The organism is Variovorax sp. Root411 (genome assembly GCF_001425205.1).
Taxonomy (GTDB): domain Bacteria; phylum Pseudomonadota; class Gammaproteobacteria; order Burkholderiales; family Burkholderiaceae_C; genus Variovorax.
On the sequence record NZ_LMDW01000016.1, the window covers coordinates 42,749 to 58,818 of the forward strand.

Annotated in this window: 14 protein-coding genes and 1 tRNA gene; 11 read left to right on the forward strand and 4 right to left on the reverse strand. The window is 66.4% G+C overall.

Annotated features, from left to right (window positions below):
* Positions 1-53: 53 nt before the first annotated feature.
* The 3 genes from ASC92_RS16865 to ASC92_RS16875 all read right to left on the reverse strand — a co-directional run bounded on the left by ASC92_RS16865 (position 54) and on the right by ASC92_RS16875 (position 2,668).
* Positions 54-130: transfer RNA gene (locus tag ASC92_RS16865), tRNA-Pro, on the reverse strand.
* Between the two features lie 45 nt (positions 131-175).
* Positions 176-880, reverse strand: a complete 705-nt coding sequence (locus ASC92_RS16870; protein WP_056517976.1) for a glutathione binding-like protein — start codon at positions 878-880, stop codon at positions 176-178.
* 108 nt (positions 881-988) lie between these two features.
* Positions 989-2,668 carry an FAD-dependent oxidoreductase gene (locus tag ASC92_RS16875; RefSeq protein ID WP_200935998.1) on the reverse strand — a complete coding sequence of 560 codons (1,680 nt, stop codon included), beginning with the start codon at positions 2,666-2,668 and terminating at the stop codon, positions 989-991.
* Positions 2,669-2,806: 138 nt separating this feature from the next.
* On the opposite strand from ASC92_RS16875, the gene ASC92_RS16880 reads away from it, so the two are divergent.
* The 4 genes from ASC92_RS16880 to ASC92_RS16895 all read left to right on the forward strand — a co-directional run bounded on the left by ASC92_RS16880 (position 2,807) and on the right by ASC92_RS16895 (position 7,533).
* The gene (locus tag ASC92_RS16880) at positions 2,807-3,685 is read left to right on the forward strand and encodes a GNAT family N-acetyltransferase (RefSeq protein WP_056517984.1); all 879 of its coding nucleotides are present in this window, start codon (positions 2,807-2,809) and stop codon (positions 3,683-3,685) included.
* 179 nt (positions 3,686-3,864) lie between these two features.
* Complete coding sequence (gene ppk1, locus ASC92_RS16885; RefSeq protein ID WP_235505861.1) at positions 3,865-6,003, forward strand: polyphosphate kinase 1; 2,139 nt, start codon at positions 3,865-3,867, stop codon at positions 6,001-6,003.
* A gap of 19 nt (positions 6,004-6,022) precedes the next feature.
* Positions 6,023-6,484 carry a SixA phosphatase family protein gene (locus ASC92_RS16890; RefSeq protein WP_056519092.1) on the forward strand — a complete coding sequence of 154 codons (462 nt, stop codon included), beginning with the start codon at positions 6,023-6,025 and terminating at the stop codon, positions 6,482-6,484.
* Between the two features lie 200 nt (positions 6,485-6,684).
* Positions 6,685-7,533: a hypothetical protein gene (locus ASC92_RS16895; RefSeq protein ID WP_056517988.1), complete on the forward strand. Its 849-nt coding sequence runs from the start codon at positions 6,685-6,687 to the stop codon at positions 7,531-7,533.
* Between the two features lie 6 nt (positions 7,534-7,539).
* Here ASC92_RS16895 and ASC92_RS16900 read toward each other — a convergent pair whose 3' ends face one another.
* A complete protein-coding gene (locus ASC92_RS16900) occupies positions 7,540-9,060 on the reverse strand; it encodes a Ppx/GppA phosphatase family protein (protein WP_056517990.1) in 1,521 nt (506 codons plus the stop codon).
* Positions 9,061-9,321: 261 nt separating this feature from the next.
* Between ASC92_RS16900 and pstS the strand changes: the two genes are divergently transcribed.
* The 7 genes from pstS to phoR all read left to right on the forward strand — a co-directional run bounded on the left by pstS (position 9,322) and on the right by phoR (position 16,069).
* On the forward strand, positions 9,322-10,356 hold the full coding sequence (pstS, locus tag ASC92_RS16905; RefSeq protein ID WP_056517992.1) for a phosphate ABC transporter substrate-binding protein PstS: 1,035 nt from the start codon (positions 9,322-9,324) through the stop codon (positions 10,354-10,356).
* 32 nt (positions 10,357-10,388) lie between these two features.
* Positions 10,389-11,471, forward strand: coding sequence for a phosphate ABC transporter permease subunit PstC (gene pstC, locus ASC92_RS16910; RefSeq protein ID WP_082519620.1), 1,083 nt, complete (start codon positions 10,389-10,391; stop codon positions 11,469-11,471).
* A complete protein-coding gene (gene pstA, locus ASC92_RS16915) occupies positions 11,468-12,352 on the forward strand; it encodes a phosphate ABC transporter permease PstA (protein WP_082519621.1) in 885 nt (294 codons plus the stop codon). The genes pstC and pstA overlap by 4 nt, the downstream gene beginning before the upstream one ends.
* 17 nt (positions 12,353-12,369) lie before the next feature.
* Positions 12,370-13,152, forward strand: a complete 783-nt coding sequence (gene pstB / locus ASC92_RS16920) for a phosphate ABC transporter ATP-binding protein PstB (RefSeq protein WP_007836650.1) — start codon at positions 12,370-12,372, stop codon at positions 13,150-13,152.
* A 9-nt stretch (positions 13,153-13,161) separates the two neighbouring features.
* Positions 13,162-13,863 (forward strand): phosphate signaling complex protein PhoU, encoded by a 702-nt coding sequence (gene phoU, locus ASC92_RS16925; protein WP_056517996.1) that lies wholly within the window; start codon positions 13,162-13,164, stop codon positions 13,861-13,863.
* Positions 13,864-13,994: 131 nt separating this feature from the next.
* Positions 13,995-14,687 (forward strand): phosphate regulon transcriptional regulator PhoB, encoded by a 693-nt coding sequence (gene phoB / locus ASC92_RS16930; RefSeq protein WP_007836652.1) that lies wholly within the window; start codon positions 13,995-13,997, stop codon positions 14,685-14,687.
* A gap of 44 nt (positions 14,688-14,731) precedes the next feature.
* Positions 14,732-16,069 carry a phosphate regulon sensor histidine kinase PhoR gene (phoR, locus tag ASC92_RS16935; RefSeq protein ID WP_082572405.1) on the forward strand — a complete coding sequence of 446 codons (1,338 nt, stop codon included), beginning with the start codon at positions 14,732-14,734 and terminating at the stop codon, positions 16,067-16,069.
* The last annotated feature ends 1 nt before the right edge of the window (position 16,070 follow it).

Genomic DNA, 16,070 nt, shown 5'->3' on the forward strand with positions numbered 1-16,070 from the left:
AGAAACGAAAATGCGGACAGCCACTCGAGTGACTGTCCGCATTACGTTTTCTATGGTCGGGGCGAAAGGATTCGAACCTTCGACCCTCTGGTCCCAAACCAGATGCGCTACCAGGCTGCGCTACACCCCGACAAGCCTTCTATTCTAGCCCGGATATTGGCTCTTCTCGGACTTCTCAGCGTTTCTCGTACTGCGTCTTGCCAAAAAGAATCTCGCGCTCCTTGTCGCCGGTGATCGGCTGGCGCAGTTCGGCCAGCACTTTCACGCCGCGCTGCACGGCGGGGCGTGCGGCGATGCCGTCGAACCAAGCCTTCAGGTGCGGGAAGTCGGTGAGGGTGATGCCCTGGTTCTCCCAACTGCGCAGCCACGGAAAGATGGCAATGTCGGCAATCGAATAGCTCTTGCCGGCGATGAATCTGTTCTTAGACAACTGCTTGTCGATCACGCCGTACAGGCGCTTGGCTTCGTTGCTGTACCGGTCGATGGCATAGGCGATCTTCTCGGGTGCGTACAGGCGGAAGTGGTGCGCCTGGCCGAGCATGGGGCCGACGCCGCCCATCTGGAACATGAGCCACTGCAGCACGTCGTAGCGTTCGCGATCGCCGGTGGGCAGAAACTTGCCGGTCTTGCCCGCAAGGTAGACGAGGATGGCGCCCGATTCGAAGAGCGAGATGGGCTTGCCGTCCGGACCGTTGGGGTCGGTGATGGCGGGGATCTTGTTGTTCGGGCTGATCTGCAGGAACTCGGGCGCGAACTGGTCTCCCTTGCCGATGTTCACGGGGTGCGCGTGGTACGGCAGGCCGCACTCCTCCAGCATGACGTGAACCTTGTGGCCGTTCGGCGTGGGCCAGGAATAGACCTCGATGGGCGATGCGGGCATGTCGACTTGCACTCCGTGATGTGATGCGAGTCCGGCAGCATATACGCGGCCTTTCGAACGCGTGCGGGGCGCAAGTGTTTGGCCCGGCTTGGCGGATGGATGCGCGGCTCAGGCCACGGCCGAGGCCTGCGACAGGTGCTGATGGATCAGCGCGACCGCTGCCGCGCCTTCGCCGATGGCGCCACCCACGCGCTTGACCGAACCCGATCGCACGTCGCCCACGGCGAACACGCCCGGCACGCTCGATTCGAGCGCCGCGGCCGGCCGCGCCGGAAAGCCGCTGCTCGCGGCGGTGCCGGTGAGCACGAAGCCGTGCTTGTCGACGGCCACGCCGCAGCCGTCGAGCCATGAAGTCTCCGGCTCCGCACCAACGAACAGGAAGATGTTGCGCGCCGGGCAGTCATGTTCGGCGCCGGTGCTGTGACAGCGCCATGTCGCTCCGGTGAGGCCTTCGTCGGAGCCGCCGTGCAGGCGCACGAGTTCGGTGTGGGGCTGCAGCGAGATGTTGGGCGTGGCCTCGATGCGGTCGATGAGGTAGCGCGACATGCTGGCGGCCAGCGACGGGCCGCGCACGAGCACGTTGACCTTGGCCGCGTGGCGCGAGAGGAAGACCGCGGCCTGTCCTGCCGAGTTGCCGCCGCCGACCAGCGCCACCTCTTGCTGTGAGCAGATCTTCGCCTCGATGGCCGAGGCCCAGTACCAGATGCCGCGGCCTTCGAATTCGGCGAGACGCGGTACTTCCGGCCGCCGGTAGCGCGCGCCGCTCGCAATGACGACGGTGCGCGCGTTGATGGTGCGGCCGTCGGCCAGCACAACGGCCAGGCTGTCGAGGGCGTTGTCGCGCGAACAGTCGAGCGACACCACCTTGGCCGGAATCAGCATCTCGACACCGAACTTCTGCGCCTGCACGAAAGCCCGGCCCGCGAGCGCCTGCCCCGAGATGCCGGTCGGGAAGCCCAGGTAGTTCTCGATGCGCGCGCTGGCGCCGGCCTGGCCGCCGAATGCGCGGCAGTCGAGCACGATGACGCGCAGGCCTTCGGAGGCCGCATAGACGGCGGTGGCGAGCCCTGCCGGCCCGGCACCGACGACGGCCACGTCGAACAGCTCGTTGCGCTCGGCGGTGTCGACCATGCCCAGGCAGCGCGCGAGCGCGTCGTCGGCCGGGTTGACCAGCACCGAGCCGTCTGGGCACACGGCCAGCAGCTTGCTGGCGCCGTATTGCGCAAGCAGCGCGGCGGCGTCGGGGTCTTCGGCGGCATCGACCAGGTGATAGGGGTAGCCGTTGCGGCGAAGAAAGTTCTCCAGCCGTGCCATGTCGGGCGACTGCGGCTGGCCGATCAGCACCGGGCCGCTGGCGCCGGATTCGATCAGCGCCACGCGCCGCAGGATCAGCGCGCGGGTGATGCGCTCGCCCAGGTCGGCTTCGGCCACCAGCAGCGCGCGCAACTGTGCGGGGGATACGAGCAGCGCCTCGACGTCTTCGTCGGCATGACCATCGACCAGGGCAGGGCGGCCGCTCAACTGGCCGACTTCGGCCAGGAATTCGCCCGGCCCCTGCCGCACGATGGGCACGATGTGGCCAAGGCCGTCGCGCTGCGTGACGGCCACCACGCCCTTGAGCAGCACGAACATGCCGGGACCGGTTTCCCCGGCGGTGAAAAGCCGGCTGCCGCGCGCAAACTGCTGCACGGTGCCGAAGCGCGCAATGCGCGCAATCTCGGTGTCGCTGAGGACAGGGAAAGTCTGGTGAAGCCGGCTGCTGTCGGTGCCGTTTGCGTCGAGGGCCATGTGGGGAAACTCCATGTCGCGAATCCACCGCATTAAACGACGAAGCGGCACGGCGCAACACCGTCATGCGCTTGCAATCTTCCTGACATGCCCGCTTCATGGCAGGTGCGGAGACTCCTTCGGCAGAAAGGGTTCCCCATGAAAGAACTGCCCAACCCGACGTTTCCGCTTTCACAGATCGGGCTGCGCGCGGCCTTGTGGCCCGCTCCGGCAACTGGTGTGCCTGCCGTTGCCCGTACGTTGGTGCCCCAGGCGCCTGCTGCCATCCTGCCGCCGGTGGCCGAGTCCAGGCAAGGCATTGCCGTGGGCTGGGCCCGCCACCTGGACGACGTGCGCGCCGCCCAGCGCCTGCGCTACGACGTGTTCGTCGGCGAGATGGGCGCCCGGGTTTCTTCGCCGCTGGCTGGCCACGACATCGACCTGTTCGACGATTTCTGCGAACACCTGCTGGTGCGCGACGAGCTGACGCAGCAGGTCATCGGCACCTACCGCGTGCTCACGCCGGCCCAGGCCCGCCGCATCGGCAGCACCTACAGCGACACCGAGTTCGACCTCACCCGCCTGCGCGACCTGCGCGAGCGCATGGTCGAGCTGGGCCGCAGCTGCGTGCATCCCGACCACCGCCAGGGCGGCGTGATCCTCGCGCTGTGGGGCGCGCTGGCCGGCTTCATGCATCGCAACAAGCTCGACACGATGATCGGCTGCGCGAGCATTCCGATGTCACACAACGGTGTCACGAACGGCGACGCGGCGGCCAGCATCTGGCGCCAGGTGTCGGCCAAGCACATGGCGCCGATCCAGTACCAGGTGCAGCCCCGCCTGCCGCTGCCGGTCGAGCGGCTCGACAGCACGCTCGACGTGGAGCCGCCGGCGCTCATCAAGGGCTACCTGCGCCTGGGTGCCAAGGTGCTCGGCGCGCCGGCCTGGGACCCGGACTTCAACGCAGCCGACCTGCCGATGCTGATGCGCATCGACGATCTGCCGGCGCGCTACCGCAAGCATTTCCTGGGCGCATGAAGCCGGCGGCTGCCCCGTCCCACGACGGGTTGCCCGCCCTGTCTCCGGGCATGATGGAGCCCCACAAGACGGCGGCGGTGGCGTCACGGGAGTGTCATGAGAGCGTCACAAACGATGTCGACACTGTCATATTTCCGCCTACGTGTGCTCCCGTGCCGCTTGCTCCAGAATCAGTTCCCATGCCACTCGCTCCCGCAGACCGGTCGCCAGCCGTCGCGGCGCCCACGTTCACGCTGCTCGACCGCGACCACAGCATCCTGTCATTCAATGAACGGGTGCTCGACTGGGCCCATCGGCCCGAGGTGCCGCTGATCGAACGGCTGCGCTACCTGTGCATCGTCTCATCGAATCTCGACGAGTTCTTCGAGGTTCGTGCCGCCCCACACCTGATCGCGGGCAGCGCCGGCGACCGCAAGGGCACCTACACCGTCGAGTCGTTCGAGAGGCTGGCCGAGGCGGCGCACAAGCTCGTGGCGCGCCAGTACGCGCTGTACAACGACGAGCTGATGCCGACATTCGCCAAGCACGGCATCCACATCATTTCGCATGGAGAGCGCAATCCGGCGCAGCGCAAGTGGGTTGGCGAGTATTTCGAGCGCGAGGTGCGCCCGCTGCTGATCCCGGTCGGACTCGACCCGGCGCATCCGTTTCCGCAGGTGGCCAACAAGTCGCTCAACTTCATCGTGCGGCTGGGTGGCAAGGACGCATTCGGGCGCGAGAACCCGATCCAGATCGTGAAGGTGCCGCGCGTGCTGCCGCGCCTGATCAAGATGCCGGCCAAGGTGTCGGACGGCAAGACGCTGTTCGTGGCACTGTCGAGCGTGGTGCGTGCGCACCTTGCCAGCATGTTCCCGGGGCGCGAGGTAGGCGATTTTTCGCAGTTCCGCGTCACTCGGCATTCCGACTTGGCAGTGGACGAGGAAGACGTGAAGAACCTGCGCACCGCCTTGCGCCAGGGGCTGCAGCATCGCCACTACGGGCAGGCTGTGCGGCTGGAGGTGTCGGCGAGCTGCGCCGAGTCGCTCGCGAGCTTTCTGCTGGCCCAGTTCAACCTGCCGCCGCAGTCGCTGTACCGCGTACACGGGCCGGTCAACCTGGCCCGGTTCACGCAATTGGCCGACTTGCTCGAGGAGCCGCAGTTGCGGTTTCCGCCGTACCCGGCGTCATACCCGGTCACGCTGTCGCCTGCGCAGTCGTTCTTCGAGCGTCTGCAGCGCGGCGACGTGCTGATCCACCAGCCCTTCGAGAGCTTCGAGGGCGTGCTCGCGTTCCTTCGCGAAGCAGTGCTCGACCCGCAGGTGCTGGCGATCAAGCAGACCATCTACCGCACAGGTGCCGATTCCGAGCTGATGGACCTGCTGCGCGAAGCGGTGCGCCGTGGCAAGGAAGTGACGGTGGTGGTGGAGCTGAAGGCGCGCTTCGATGAAGAGGCCAACATCAACTGGGCCGAAATGCTCGAGTCGATCGGTGCACAGGTGGTGTACGGCGTGGTCGGCCTGAAGACGCACGCCAAGATGCTGCTGGTGACGCGGCGCGAAGGCAAGCAGATGCGCCGCTACGGCCATCTGTCCACGGGCAACTACAACCCGCGCACGGCCAGGCTCTACACCGACATCAGCCACCTCACGGCCGACCCGCTGCTGACGGCCGACATGGAAGCGGTGTTCGTGCACATGGCCAGCCAGAGCCGGCTGCCCAAGCTCAACCGCATGTGGCTGGCGCCGTTCGACCTGCACAAGAACATCACGGCGCAGATCGATGCGCTGGGCATGGCTGCCGCGGCGGGCCACCCGACGCGCATCGTCGCCAAGATGAATGCGCTGACCGACGAGGAGATCATCGCCTCGCTGATCCGCGCGGGGCAGAAGGGCGTGAAGATCGACCTGATCGTGCGCGGCGCGTGCACGCTGCCCGCACAGATGCCGGGGCTGACGGACAACATCCGCGTGCGCTCGGTGATCGGGCGTTTCCTGGAGCATTCGCGGGTCTTCTATTTCCGCAACGGCGAGGACGAGTCGCTGTACCTGTCGAGCGCTGACTGGATGAACCGCAACATGATGCGGCGCATCGAGCTCGCATGGCCCGTGACGGACCCCGTGCTGCGCCAGCGGCTGATCGACGAATGCCTGGTGGCTTACCTGCACGACGGGCGCGATGCCTGGGACCTGGGTGCGGACGGCATCTACACGCGCATCGACCACGACACGCATCCGGGCGAGGACGGCGCGTCGCGCGCCATCGAGGCCCACGGTGCGCAGGCGGCGCTCATGAACCGCTATGCATCACGAGGGCATCTGCGCGATGCATCCAGCAACTGACGCACGAAAGGCCATGACCATGGACTTGATCTTCTGGCGCCACGCCGAAGCCGAGGACTGGACTGAGGGTTGCGACGACATGCAGCGCTCGCTCACGCCGCGCGGTGAAAAGCAGGCCAAGCGGATGGCCGGCTGGCTGGACCGCCAGTTGCCGGACGGCACGCGCATCATCTGCAGCCCCGCGCGGCGCTGCGAGCAGACGGCCATGGCGCTGGGCCGCAAGTACAAGCTGCGTTCGGAACTCGCGCCCGACACCACGCCCGAGGCCTTGCTCGGCGCGGCCGGCTGGCCCAACGGCAAATCGGTGGTGCTGATGATCGGCCACCAGCCCTCGGTGGGGCAGGCCATCTCGCTCCTGCTCGGCCTGAAGCAGGACAGCTGCCCGGTGCGCAAGGGTGCGCTGTGGTGGATCCGCACGCGCGAGCGCGACGGCGACGTGCAGACCGTCGTCGTCACGGTGCAGTCGCCCGAACTGCTCTAGGTACCCCGGCCTGCCGCTTTCGGGCAGGCGCTTTGTCATGGTTGCAGGCCGGGCAGGGCGGGGCGCTTGTCTCCCTGGAAAAGGGGCGCACCGCTCATGTGCGCATGCGGCGCAATTTCTACAGTGACTCCACGGCAGCACGCTTGGCCCCGATGAGGGGAACAAAGCATTCCTGCCGGCCACATCACTGGGGAACGTGCATGAAACCGCTCAACCTGACGCCAAGAAGCTTCACGAACCTGCTGCGGGAAAGCGCGGGCATGTCGTTGAAAACGCTGACTCCCCTGCTTGTTGCCGCAGCCCTTCTGTCGGGGTGCGCGACGGACACGCCCCCGCCTGCGCTGCAGGCCCGCCACGATGCCGCCCGGTCGGTGGCGAAGGTCGAGATCATCTACAACCAGGAAGACGAGCTGATCGTCGTGGACGGCGGCGGTTCGGGGCTGACAAGCTTTGCCGGGTTCCTGGGACCCATCGGCGCGCTGCTGGCACTTGGCATCGACACCAACAGCCGGATGACGACAGCCGACCGCACGGACCGGCGCAGCAAGGAGTTCACGGCCGCGGTGAGGAACAGCGGTGTGCCCATGGGGCTCAACAAGTATTTTGCAGAGCGGCTGGCGGCGCGCTTGCGGGACGGTGGCCGCGAGGTGAAGCTGACGCCTTTCATGCGCGCGACCGGAAAGCTCGCCGAGATGCAGGTGCCGGAACTCCAGCCCACCCCCGGCTATAGCACATTGATCCTGCGGATCACGACTGCCTATGGAGCGTCCGATGCGACTTCGAGCTTCAAACCCGTCGTGGCGGTCGAGCAGTTGCTGAGAGACGAGCATCAGGCCGTCATCTACCAGGCAAGCCAGACCTCCGACTTGAGCCAGCCGACCTACTTCCGGTATGACGGCCTGCTCAACGACCCCGCGGTTGCCCAGGAAGGGCTGAGGCAAGGGCTTGCCAAGGTCGTTCAGCCTGCCTATGCCGGCATGTTCGGGGACGACGAACCCCGCGTGGCCCATGTGGCAGCCGGTCGGACGGTCGGCACCGACCCCAAGTAAAGCGGCTCAGGCCCCGCTGAGTTCCACGCGCCAGTTGCTGGTCTTCTGCCAGGCCTGCACTTCCTCGCGCAGGAGGTGTGCGGACTGCGGGTAGGCCTCGGCCCACTCGGGCGCGCAGGCGATCGTGAAAGCCCTGGCGCCCAATGCTGCGAGATGCAGCGCCTGCGGGTCGGGGTCGCGGCGCGCATGGCACAGGATGATCGCGAGCCGAAGCGACAACAGCTGCATGACGAAGGTCTCGTCGTCCAGCACGGTTTCGAGCTTGCGCAGCTTGCCGCGCTGGCCCAGCACCAGCTGGCCGAGCGCGTGCATCTCGTTCACCGCGAAACCGGGCGCGTCGGTGTTGTCGAGGATGTAGGCGCCGTGCTTGTGATAGTCGCTGTGCGAGACCAGTGTGCCGATCTCGTGCAGCTGGGCCGCCCAGCCCAGTTTGCGCAATGCGCGGCCGGCGCGGCTCGACGTGCTGCCGCCGCGTGCGGCGGGGGCGAGCTGCACGAACAGCGACGCGGCCGTATCGCTCACGCGCTTGGCCTGGGCCGCATCGACCGAAAACCGGCTGGCCAGACGGGCCACGGTGGCCGTGCGCATGTCGGCCACGCTCTCGTCGCGTTCCAGCAATTCGTAGAGCACGCCGTGGCGCAATGCACCCTGCGCCACCTTCATCTCCTCGATGCCGAGCAGGTCGAACACCGCGCGCAGCACGCTCACGCCGCCGCCGATCACGGCCTTGCGGTCCTCGCGCATGCCGTCGATGCGAAGCTTGTCGGCGCTGCCGGCCTTGAGCAATCGGTCGAGCAGCCAATCGAGGCCTTCGCGGGTGACGAGGCCCGGTTCGGCGCCCGCGGCAGCGAGCACGTCGCCGACTGCGCCGATGGTGCCCGAGGCGCCGTAGGCCACGTCCCACTGGTCGCGGGTGTAGCTGCCGAGCGCGTCGTCGAGCACGGCCTTGGCGGCCACTTCGGCGGCGCGGAAGGCTGCGGGCGTGAACTGGCCCTCGGCGAAGTGCTTCATCGACCAGGCGACGCTGCCGACGCGGTACGACTCGACCAGTTCGGCCTCGAGCGCGTGGCCGATGATCATTTCAGTGGAACGCCCGCCGATGTCGACCACCAGCCGGCGCTCGCGCTCGGATGCGTCGGTGTGCGGGAGCATGTGCGCCACGCCCTGGTAGATGAGTCGGGCTTCTTCCCGGCCCGGGATCACGTCGATGCCGAAGCCCAGGATGGTGCGTGCGCGCAGCAGGAACTCTTCGCGGTTGCGTGCTTCGCGCAGCGTTTGCGTGGCCACGGCCCGCACCTGCGAGCGCTTGAAGCCGGCCAGCCGCTCGCCGAAGCGGGCGAGGGCGTCCCAGCCGCGCTGCATGGCTTCGGTCGTGAGGTTGCGCGCGCTGTCCAGGCCGTTGCCCTGGCGCACGGTCTCCTTGAGGTATTCGGTGCGGTGGATCTGGCCGTGATCGACCTGTCCGATTTCGAGCCTGAAGCTGTTCGAGCCCAGGTCGACTGCTGCGAGGCGGGTGCCGTTTTGCATGTGGTTCCGAGAAGAAGGCGGGTGTCTTGTTGTGTTTGATCGTAGCGCCGTGACAGCGCGCGCAGCCTTCAGATTCGCGCGACCGCGAGGTTCGCAAGGCTAGGCGCGGCGCATGACGGTTGCGTGACAGCGTCACATGGATCAGGGGGAAGCGTAGGCATTTTCCCTCGACAGAGGGGTGTCACACCGATGTCACACAAGCTTTCTAGAGTCCGTCCAAGCCCAAAAAAGGGACTACTTCTTACTTCTAAAGGAAGCTTCATGAAAACGACGTTCAAATTTGCAACAGCCGGCCTCGTGGCCGCGGTGTTCTCCATTCCTGCCTTCGCCCAGGACGTGACCGGCGCCGGCGCCAGCTTTCCGGCACCGCTGTACGCCAAATGGGCCTCAGACTTCAACAAGGCCACCGGCGTCAAGATCAACTATCAGTCGGTCGGTTCGGGCGCCGGCATCAAGCAGATCGAGGCCAAGACCGTCGACTTCGGCGCCTCGGACGCTCCCCTGAAGGACGACGAACTGCAGGCCAAGGGCCTGATGCAGTTCCCCACCGTCATCGGCGGCGTGATCCCCGTGGTCAACATTCCCGGCATCAAGCCCGGCGAGCTGAAGCTCAACGGCCAGGTCCTGGGCGACATCTACCTGGGCAAGGTCACCAAGTGGAACGACCCCGCCATAAAGGCGCTGAACGGTTCGCTGAACCTGCCTGACGCCGCCATCGCCCCGGTTCGCCGCGCCGACGGTTCTGGCACCAGCTTCCTGTTCACCAACTACCTGAGCAAGGTCAACGCCGAGTGGAAGACCAAGGTCGGCGAAGGCACGGCCGTGAACTGGCCCACCGGCGCGGGCGGCAAGGGCAATGAAGGCGTCGCAGCCTTCGTGAACCGCCTGCCCAACTCGATCGGCTACGTCGAGTACGCCTACGTCAAGCAGAACAAGATGACGTACGCTCAGCTGCAGAACGCAGCCGGCACCTTCGTGTCCCCCGACGACTCGGCATTCAAGGCTGCAGCCGCCGGCGCCGACTGGAACAAGAGCTTCTACCAGGTGCTGACCAACCAGGCCGGCAAGGATGCATGGCCCATCACCGGCGCCACCTTCATCCTGATGCACAAGGTGCAGGACAAGCCGGCCAACGCCACCACCGTGCTCAAGTTCTTCGACTGGGCCTACAAGAGCGGCGACAAGACGGCCGACGACCTCGACTACGTGCCGATGCCCGACGCCGTGAAGGCGACCATCGCCAAGGCATGGGGTGAAGTGAAGGACGCGTCGGGCAAGGCCGTCGCGCTCAAGTAATCCACCCATCAGTCCAGAAGAACGGCGCGCCCATGAGCAACTCCCCGCTCCAGGACGCGCCGCTTTCGTCTTTGCCGGAGCGACCTGTGTCATCCACCTTTCCCGCCGCTGCCACCTCCCTCGACCTCGCGGCCGAGCGCGGTCGTGCCACCGCCCCTCCACCGCCCATGAAGGCGCCGCGCTCCGGCCCGATGGCCGACCGGCTGTTCGGCTGGGCCGCCAAGGGCGCCGCGCTGCTGACGCTCGCGATGCTCATCGGCATCCTGCTGTCGCTGATCGTCGGCGCCTGGCCCGCCATTTCTAAGTACGGCCTCGGCTTCCTCACGAGCAGCGTGTGGGACCCGGTGAAGGAGGAGTACGGCGGTCTGGTCATGATCTACGGCACGCTGGCCACCTCGATCATCGCGCTGGTGATCGCGGTGCCCGTGAGCTTCGGCATTGCGCTCTTCCTCACCGAACTTTCGCCCAACTGGCTCAAGCGCCCGCTGGGCACAGCCATCGAACTGCTGGCCGCGGTGCCTTCCATCGTGTACGGCATGTGGGGCCTGCTGGTGTTCGGCCCGATCCTTTCCACCTGGGTGCAGCAGCCGCTGCAGAAGCTGCTCGGCGGCGTGCCGTACCTCGGCGCGCTGGTGTCCGGCCCGCCGGTGGGCATCGGCATTCTGTCGGCCGGCATCATCCTGGCGATCATGATCATTCCGTTCATCGCCTCGGTGATGCGCGACGTGTTCGAGGTCACGCCGCCGCTGCTGAAAGAGTCGGCCTACGGGCTCGGCTCGACCACCTGGGAGGTTGTCTCCAAGGTGGTGCTGCCCTACACCAAGGCCGGCGTCATCGGCGGCATCATGCTCGGCCTGGGCCGGGCGCTGGGTGAAACGATGGCGGTCACGTTCGTGATCGGCAACATGAACCAGCTCAACTCGCTGTCGGTGTTCGAGGCTGCGAACAGCATCACCTCGGCACTCGCCAACGAATTCGCCGAAGCCGGCGCGGGCCTGCACCAGGCCGCGCTGATGTACCTCGGCCTCGTGCTGTTCTTCATCACCTTCGTCGTGCTGTCGCTCTCCAAGATGCTGCTGGCCCAGATGAAGAAGAGCGAAGGGACCAAGTCGTGAGTACTGCTCAAAACCTCCTGAGCGCCAAAGCGCTCGCCGAAACGCGCCAGGCCAGGTTCGCCGCGCGCAACCGTGTCAACAAGATCGCGCTCACGCTGTCGCTCGCCGCAATGGCCTTCGGTGTGTTCTGGCTGGTGTGGATCCTCTGGGAAACGCTGCGGCAGGGCGTCGGCGGCCTGGCCATCGCCACCTTCACCGAGATGACGCCGCCGCCGAACGAGGCGGGCGGTATCGCGAACGCGATCTTCGGCTCGTTCGTGATGGTGGCGCTGGCCACTTTCGTGGGCACGCCCATCGGCATCATGGCCGGCATCTACCTGGCCGAGTACAACCCCAAGGGCTGGCTCGCCTCGGTCACGCGCTTCGTCAACGACATCCTGCTGTCGGCGCCGTCGATCGTGATCGGCCTGTTCGTCTATGCCGTGGTGGTGGCCTATTTCAAGACCTTCTCGGGCCTGGCGGGTGCGCTGGCGCTCGCGCTGATCGTGATCCCGGTGGTCATCCGCACGACCGAGAACATGCTGCAGTTGGTGCCGCCGGGCCTGCGCGAAGCAGCCTATGCGCTGGGCGCGCCGAAGTGGAAGGTCATCCTGAGCATCACGCTGCGCGCCGCACGCGCCGGTGTGGTCACGGGCGTGCTGCTCGCCGTGGCGCGCATTGCGGGTGAAACCGCACCGCTTCTCTTCACCGCGCTGAACAACCAGTTCTGGACCGCCGACGTGAGCCAGCCGATGGCCAGCCTGCCGGTCACGATCTTCAAGTTCGCGATGAGCCCGTACGAGAACTGGCAACAGCTGGCATGGGCCGGCGTGTTCCTGATCACCGTCGCCGTGCTTGCTCTCAACATCCTGGCGCGGGTCCTGACGCGCACCAAACACTGAATCCAGAAGAAGACAACATGCCAAACACCGTCGCACAACAACCGTCGCGCTCGAAGATCTCGGTCAAGGACCTGAACTTCTACTACGGCAAGTTCCACGCGCTCAAGGGCATCAACCTCGAGATTCCCGAGAACAAGGTCACCGCTTTCATCGGCCCCTCGGGCTGCGGCAAGTCGACCTTGCTGCGCACCTTCAACCGCATGTTCGAGCTCTACCCTGAGCAGCGCGCCGAAGGCACCATTGCCCTCGATGGCGAGAACCTGCTCACATCCAAGCAGGACGTGGCGCTGATCCGCGCCAAGGTCGGCATGGTGTTCCAGAAGCCCACGCCGTTCCCGATGTCGATCTACGACAACATCGCCTTCGGCGTGAAGCTGTTCGAGAATCTCTCGGCCAGCGAAATGGACGACCGCGTCGAGTGGGCCCTGAAGAAGGCAGCCCTGTGGACCGAAGTGCGCGACAAGCTGCAGCAAAGCGGCTCGGGCCTCTCGGGCGGCCAGCAGCAGCGCTTGTGCATTGCGCGCGGCATTGCGATCAAGCCCGAAGTGCTGCTGCTCGACGAACCCTGCTCCGCGCTCGACCCGATCTCCACCGCGAAGATCGAGGAACTGATCGCCGAGCTGAAGAACGAATACACGGTGGTCATCGTGACGCATAACATGCAGCAGGCCGCCCGCTGCAGCGACTACACCGCCTACATGTACCTCGGCGACCTGATCGAATTCGGCGCCACCGAGCAGATGTTCTTCAAGCCGCAGCGCAAGGAGACCGAGGACTACATCACCGGCCGTTTCGGCTAAGGAGACACCATGACCGAGAAACACCTTTCCAGCCAGTTCGACAGCGAACTCAACGCCGTCTCGTCGCGCGTGATGGAGCTCGGCGGCATGGTCGAGTCGCAGATCCACACAGCCGTGTATGCGCTGCTGCAGTTCGACGTAGACGCGGCCGACCGCGTGATGGAGACCGAGCACCGCGTCAACGCGATGGAAATCGACATCGACCGCGAGCTGTCGTCCATCATCGCGCGCCGCCAGCCGACCGCCCGCGACCTGCGCCTGCTGATCGCCATCAGCAAGACCACAGCCAACCTCGAGCGCGTGGGCGATGAGGCCAACAAGATCGCGCGCATGGTCAAGTCGATCATCGAGAGCGGATCGGCCCGGCAATTGCCCACGACCGAGCTGCGCATTGCGGCCGACCTGGCCTCGGGCCTGCTGCGCACCGCGCTGGACGCCTTCGCGCGCCTGGACACGGCCGCGGCGCTGTCGATCCTGAAGGACGACGACCTGATCGACAAGGAGTTCGACGGTTTCGTGCGCAAGCTGGTCACTTACATGATGGAAGACCCGCGCACCATCTCCGCCAGCCTCGATCTGCTGTTCCTGGCGAAGGCGATCGAACGCATCGGCGACCACGCCAAGAACATTGCCGAGTTCATCATCTACATCGTCAAGGGCGCCGACGTGCGGCACACTTCGATGCAAGAGATCGAATCTGCACTTCAATGACAAACCCCCAGGCTTGCCCACTTCGTGTGGCCGCCAACCCCCTTGCAGGGGGCAACGCCCGCGGCCCGGCAAAGCCGGTTCCGCGGCGTTCGCTGGAAGGAATCGGGGTGACCCCCAAGTGAGCAAATAACATGAAAAAACCCCGAGTCCTGATCGTCGAAGACGAGTCCTCGATCGCCGAGCTGATCGCCGTCAACCTGCGCCACAACGGCTTCGAGCCGATCTGGTCGGAAGATGGCGCCGCGGCCCAGCGCGAGATCGACGCCTTCCTGCCGGACCTGATCCTGCTCGACTGGATGCTGCCGGGCCAGAGCGGCCTGCAGCTCGCGCGCCAGTGGCGCAAGGACCCGCGCACCAAGGCCATCCCGATCCTGATGCTGACCGCGCGCGGCGACGAGCCCGACAAGGTGGCCGGCCTCGACGCCGGTGCCGACGACTACATCACCAAGCCGTTCTCCACGCAGGAGATGCTGGCCCGCATCCGTGCGGTGCTGCGCCGCCGCGCGCCCGAAGTGGTCACGGAGCGCGTCGAGATCGGCGAACTGGCGCTCGACACGTCTACCCACCGCGTGACCTGGCAGGGCGGCGCGCTGAAGGTCGGGCCGACCGAGTTCAAGCTGCTCGCCTATCTGATGCAGCATGCCGAGCGCGTGCACAGCCGCGCGCAGCTGCTCGACAAGGTGTGGGGCGACCACGTCTACATCGAGGAGCGCACGGTCGACGTGCACGTCAAGCGCCTGCGCGAGTCGCTGGGCGCGGCCGCGCCGATGGTCGAAACCGTCCGCGGAGCGGGCTACCGGCTGACCGCCCAAGTCACGGTTTGAGCGCCGTGGCGTCCCTTGGCCGCGGGCGCGGATAATCGCCCGCCATGCCTTTTCGAATTGCTACTTTTTTAATAGCGTCTCTCGCAATAGGAGCGGGCGCTGTCGCCATTTTTGGCTGGAAGTTCGGATGGCTGGGCGCATGGCTGGGCGCGGTGCTCTGGCTGGCGCTCGATGCCTGGCGCGCCGAGCGGCTGATGCGGGTGCTGCGCAATGACGCGGCGGGCCTGCCGACGCGGGGAGCGGGCGTGTGGGGCGAGCTGTCGGAGCGCATCCGCAAGCTGCTGCGCGACCGCGAGCAGCAGACGCGGCAAGCCGAAGAGCGGCTGCAGGAGTTCCTGGCGGCTATCCAGGCCTCGCCCAACGGCGTGGTGCTGCTCGACGAGCAGGGCCGCATCGAATGGTGCAACCAGACGGCGGCCAGCCAGTTCGGCATCGACGCCGAGCGCGACCTTGCGCAGCACCTCGCGAACCTCGTGCGCGATCCGGCCTTCGTGGCCTACCTTGCATCGTGGAACTACAGCCGCGACGTGGTCATCGATGCCTCCGGACCCGGCCACTCGCATCAGCGCCCCCACCTGGTGCGGCTGTCGGTGCAGGTGCATCCCTATGCCGGCAACCGCCGCATGCTTCTGACGCGCGACATCACGGCGCTGGAGCAGGCCGAGGCGATGCGGCGTGATTTCGTGGCGAACGTGTCGCATGAAATCCGCACGCCGCTGACGGTGCTGGCGGGCTTCGTCGAGACGCTGCAGAACCTGCCGCTCGATGCAGACGAACGCATGCGCTACCTGTCGCTGATGGGGCAGCAGTCGCACCGCATGGAAACGCTGGTGAACGACCTGCTGACGCTGTCGCGGCTGGAAGGCAGCGCAGCGCCTTCGGGCAACCAGTGGATCCGCATCCGTGCGCTGCTCGCACAGTGCGAAGACGAGGGCCGCGGGCTGTCGGGCCGTGTGGCACCGCAGGGACATCGGCTGTCGTTCACCATCGACGCCGAGTCCGAAGTGTCGGGCGCACCGACCGAGCTGCAGAGCGCGATGTCGAACCTGCTGAGCAACGCCATCCGCTACACGCCCGGCGGCGGCGAGGTGGCGGTGAGCTGGCGGGTGCTGCCTGACGGGCGTGGCGAATACGCAGTGAAAGACACGGGCCCCGGCATTGCCGCCGAGCACATTCCCCGGCTGACCGAGCGCTTCTACCGCATCGACCGCAGCCGTTCGCGCGAGACGGGCGGCACGGGGTTGGGGCTGGCCATCGTCAAGCACATCGCGCAGCGGCACGGCACCGAGCTGCGCATCGAAAGCACGGTGGGCAAGGGTTCGCGCTTTGCGCTGGTGTTTCCCGCAGCGCGCGTGCGGGAAGCGCGCGTGCTGGCCAGGTAGC

Coding starts and splice junctions, on each gene's coding strand:
- ASC92_RS16870 (WP_056517976.1), bottom strand. CDS start 880: ATGCCCGCATCGCCCATCGAGGTCTATTCCTGGCCCACGCCGAACGGC.
- ASC92_RS16875 (WP_200935998.1), bottom strand. CDS start 2,668: ATGGCCCTCGACGCAAACGGCACCGACAGCAGCCGGCTTCACCAGACT.
- ASC92_RS16880 (WP_056517984.1), top strand. CDS start 2,807: ATGAAAGAACTGCCCAACCCGACGTTTCCGCTTTCACAGATCGGGCTG.
- ppk1 (WP_235505861.1), top strand. CDS start 3,865: ATGCCACTCGCTCCCGCAGACCGGTCGCCAGCCGTCGCGGCGCCCACG.
- ASC92_RS16890 (WP_056519092.1), top strand. CDS start 6,023: ATGGACTTGATCTTCTGGCGCCACGCCGAAGCCGAGGACTGGACTGAG.
- ASC92_RS16895 (WP_056517988.1), top strand. CDS start 6,685: ATGAAACCGCTCAACCTGACGCCAAGAAGCTTCACGAACCTGCTGCGG.
- ASC92_RS16900 (WP_056517990.1), bottom strand. CDS start 9,060: ATGCAAAACGGCACCCGCCTCGCAGCAGTCGACCTGGGCTCGAACAGC.
- pstS (WP_056517992.1), top strand. CDS start 9,322: ATGAAAACGACGTTCAAATTTGCAACAGCCGGCCTCGTGGCCGCGGTG.
- pstC (WP_082519620.1), top strand. CDS start 10,389: ATGAGCAACTCCCCGCTCCAGGACGCGCCGCTTTCGTCTTTGCCGGAG.
- pstB (WP_007836650.1), top strand. CDS start 12,370: ATGCCAAACACCGTCGCACAACAACCGTCGCGCTCGAAGATCTCGGTC.
- phoU (WP_056517996.1), top strand. CDS start 13,162: ATGACCGAGAAACACCTTTCCAGCCAGTTCGACAGCGAACTCAACGCC.
- phoB (WP_007836652.1), top strand. CDS start 13,995: ATGAAAAAACCCCGAGTCCTGATCGTCGAAGACGAGTCCTCGATCGCC.
- phoR (WP_082572405.1), top strand. CDS start 14,732: ATGCCTTTTCGAATTGCTACTTTTTTAATAGCGTCTCTCGCAATAGGA.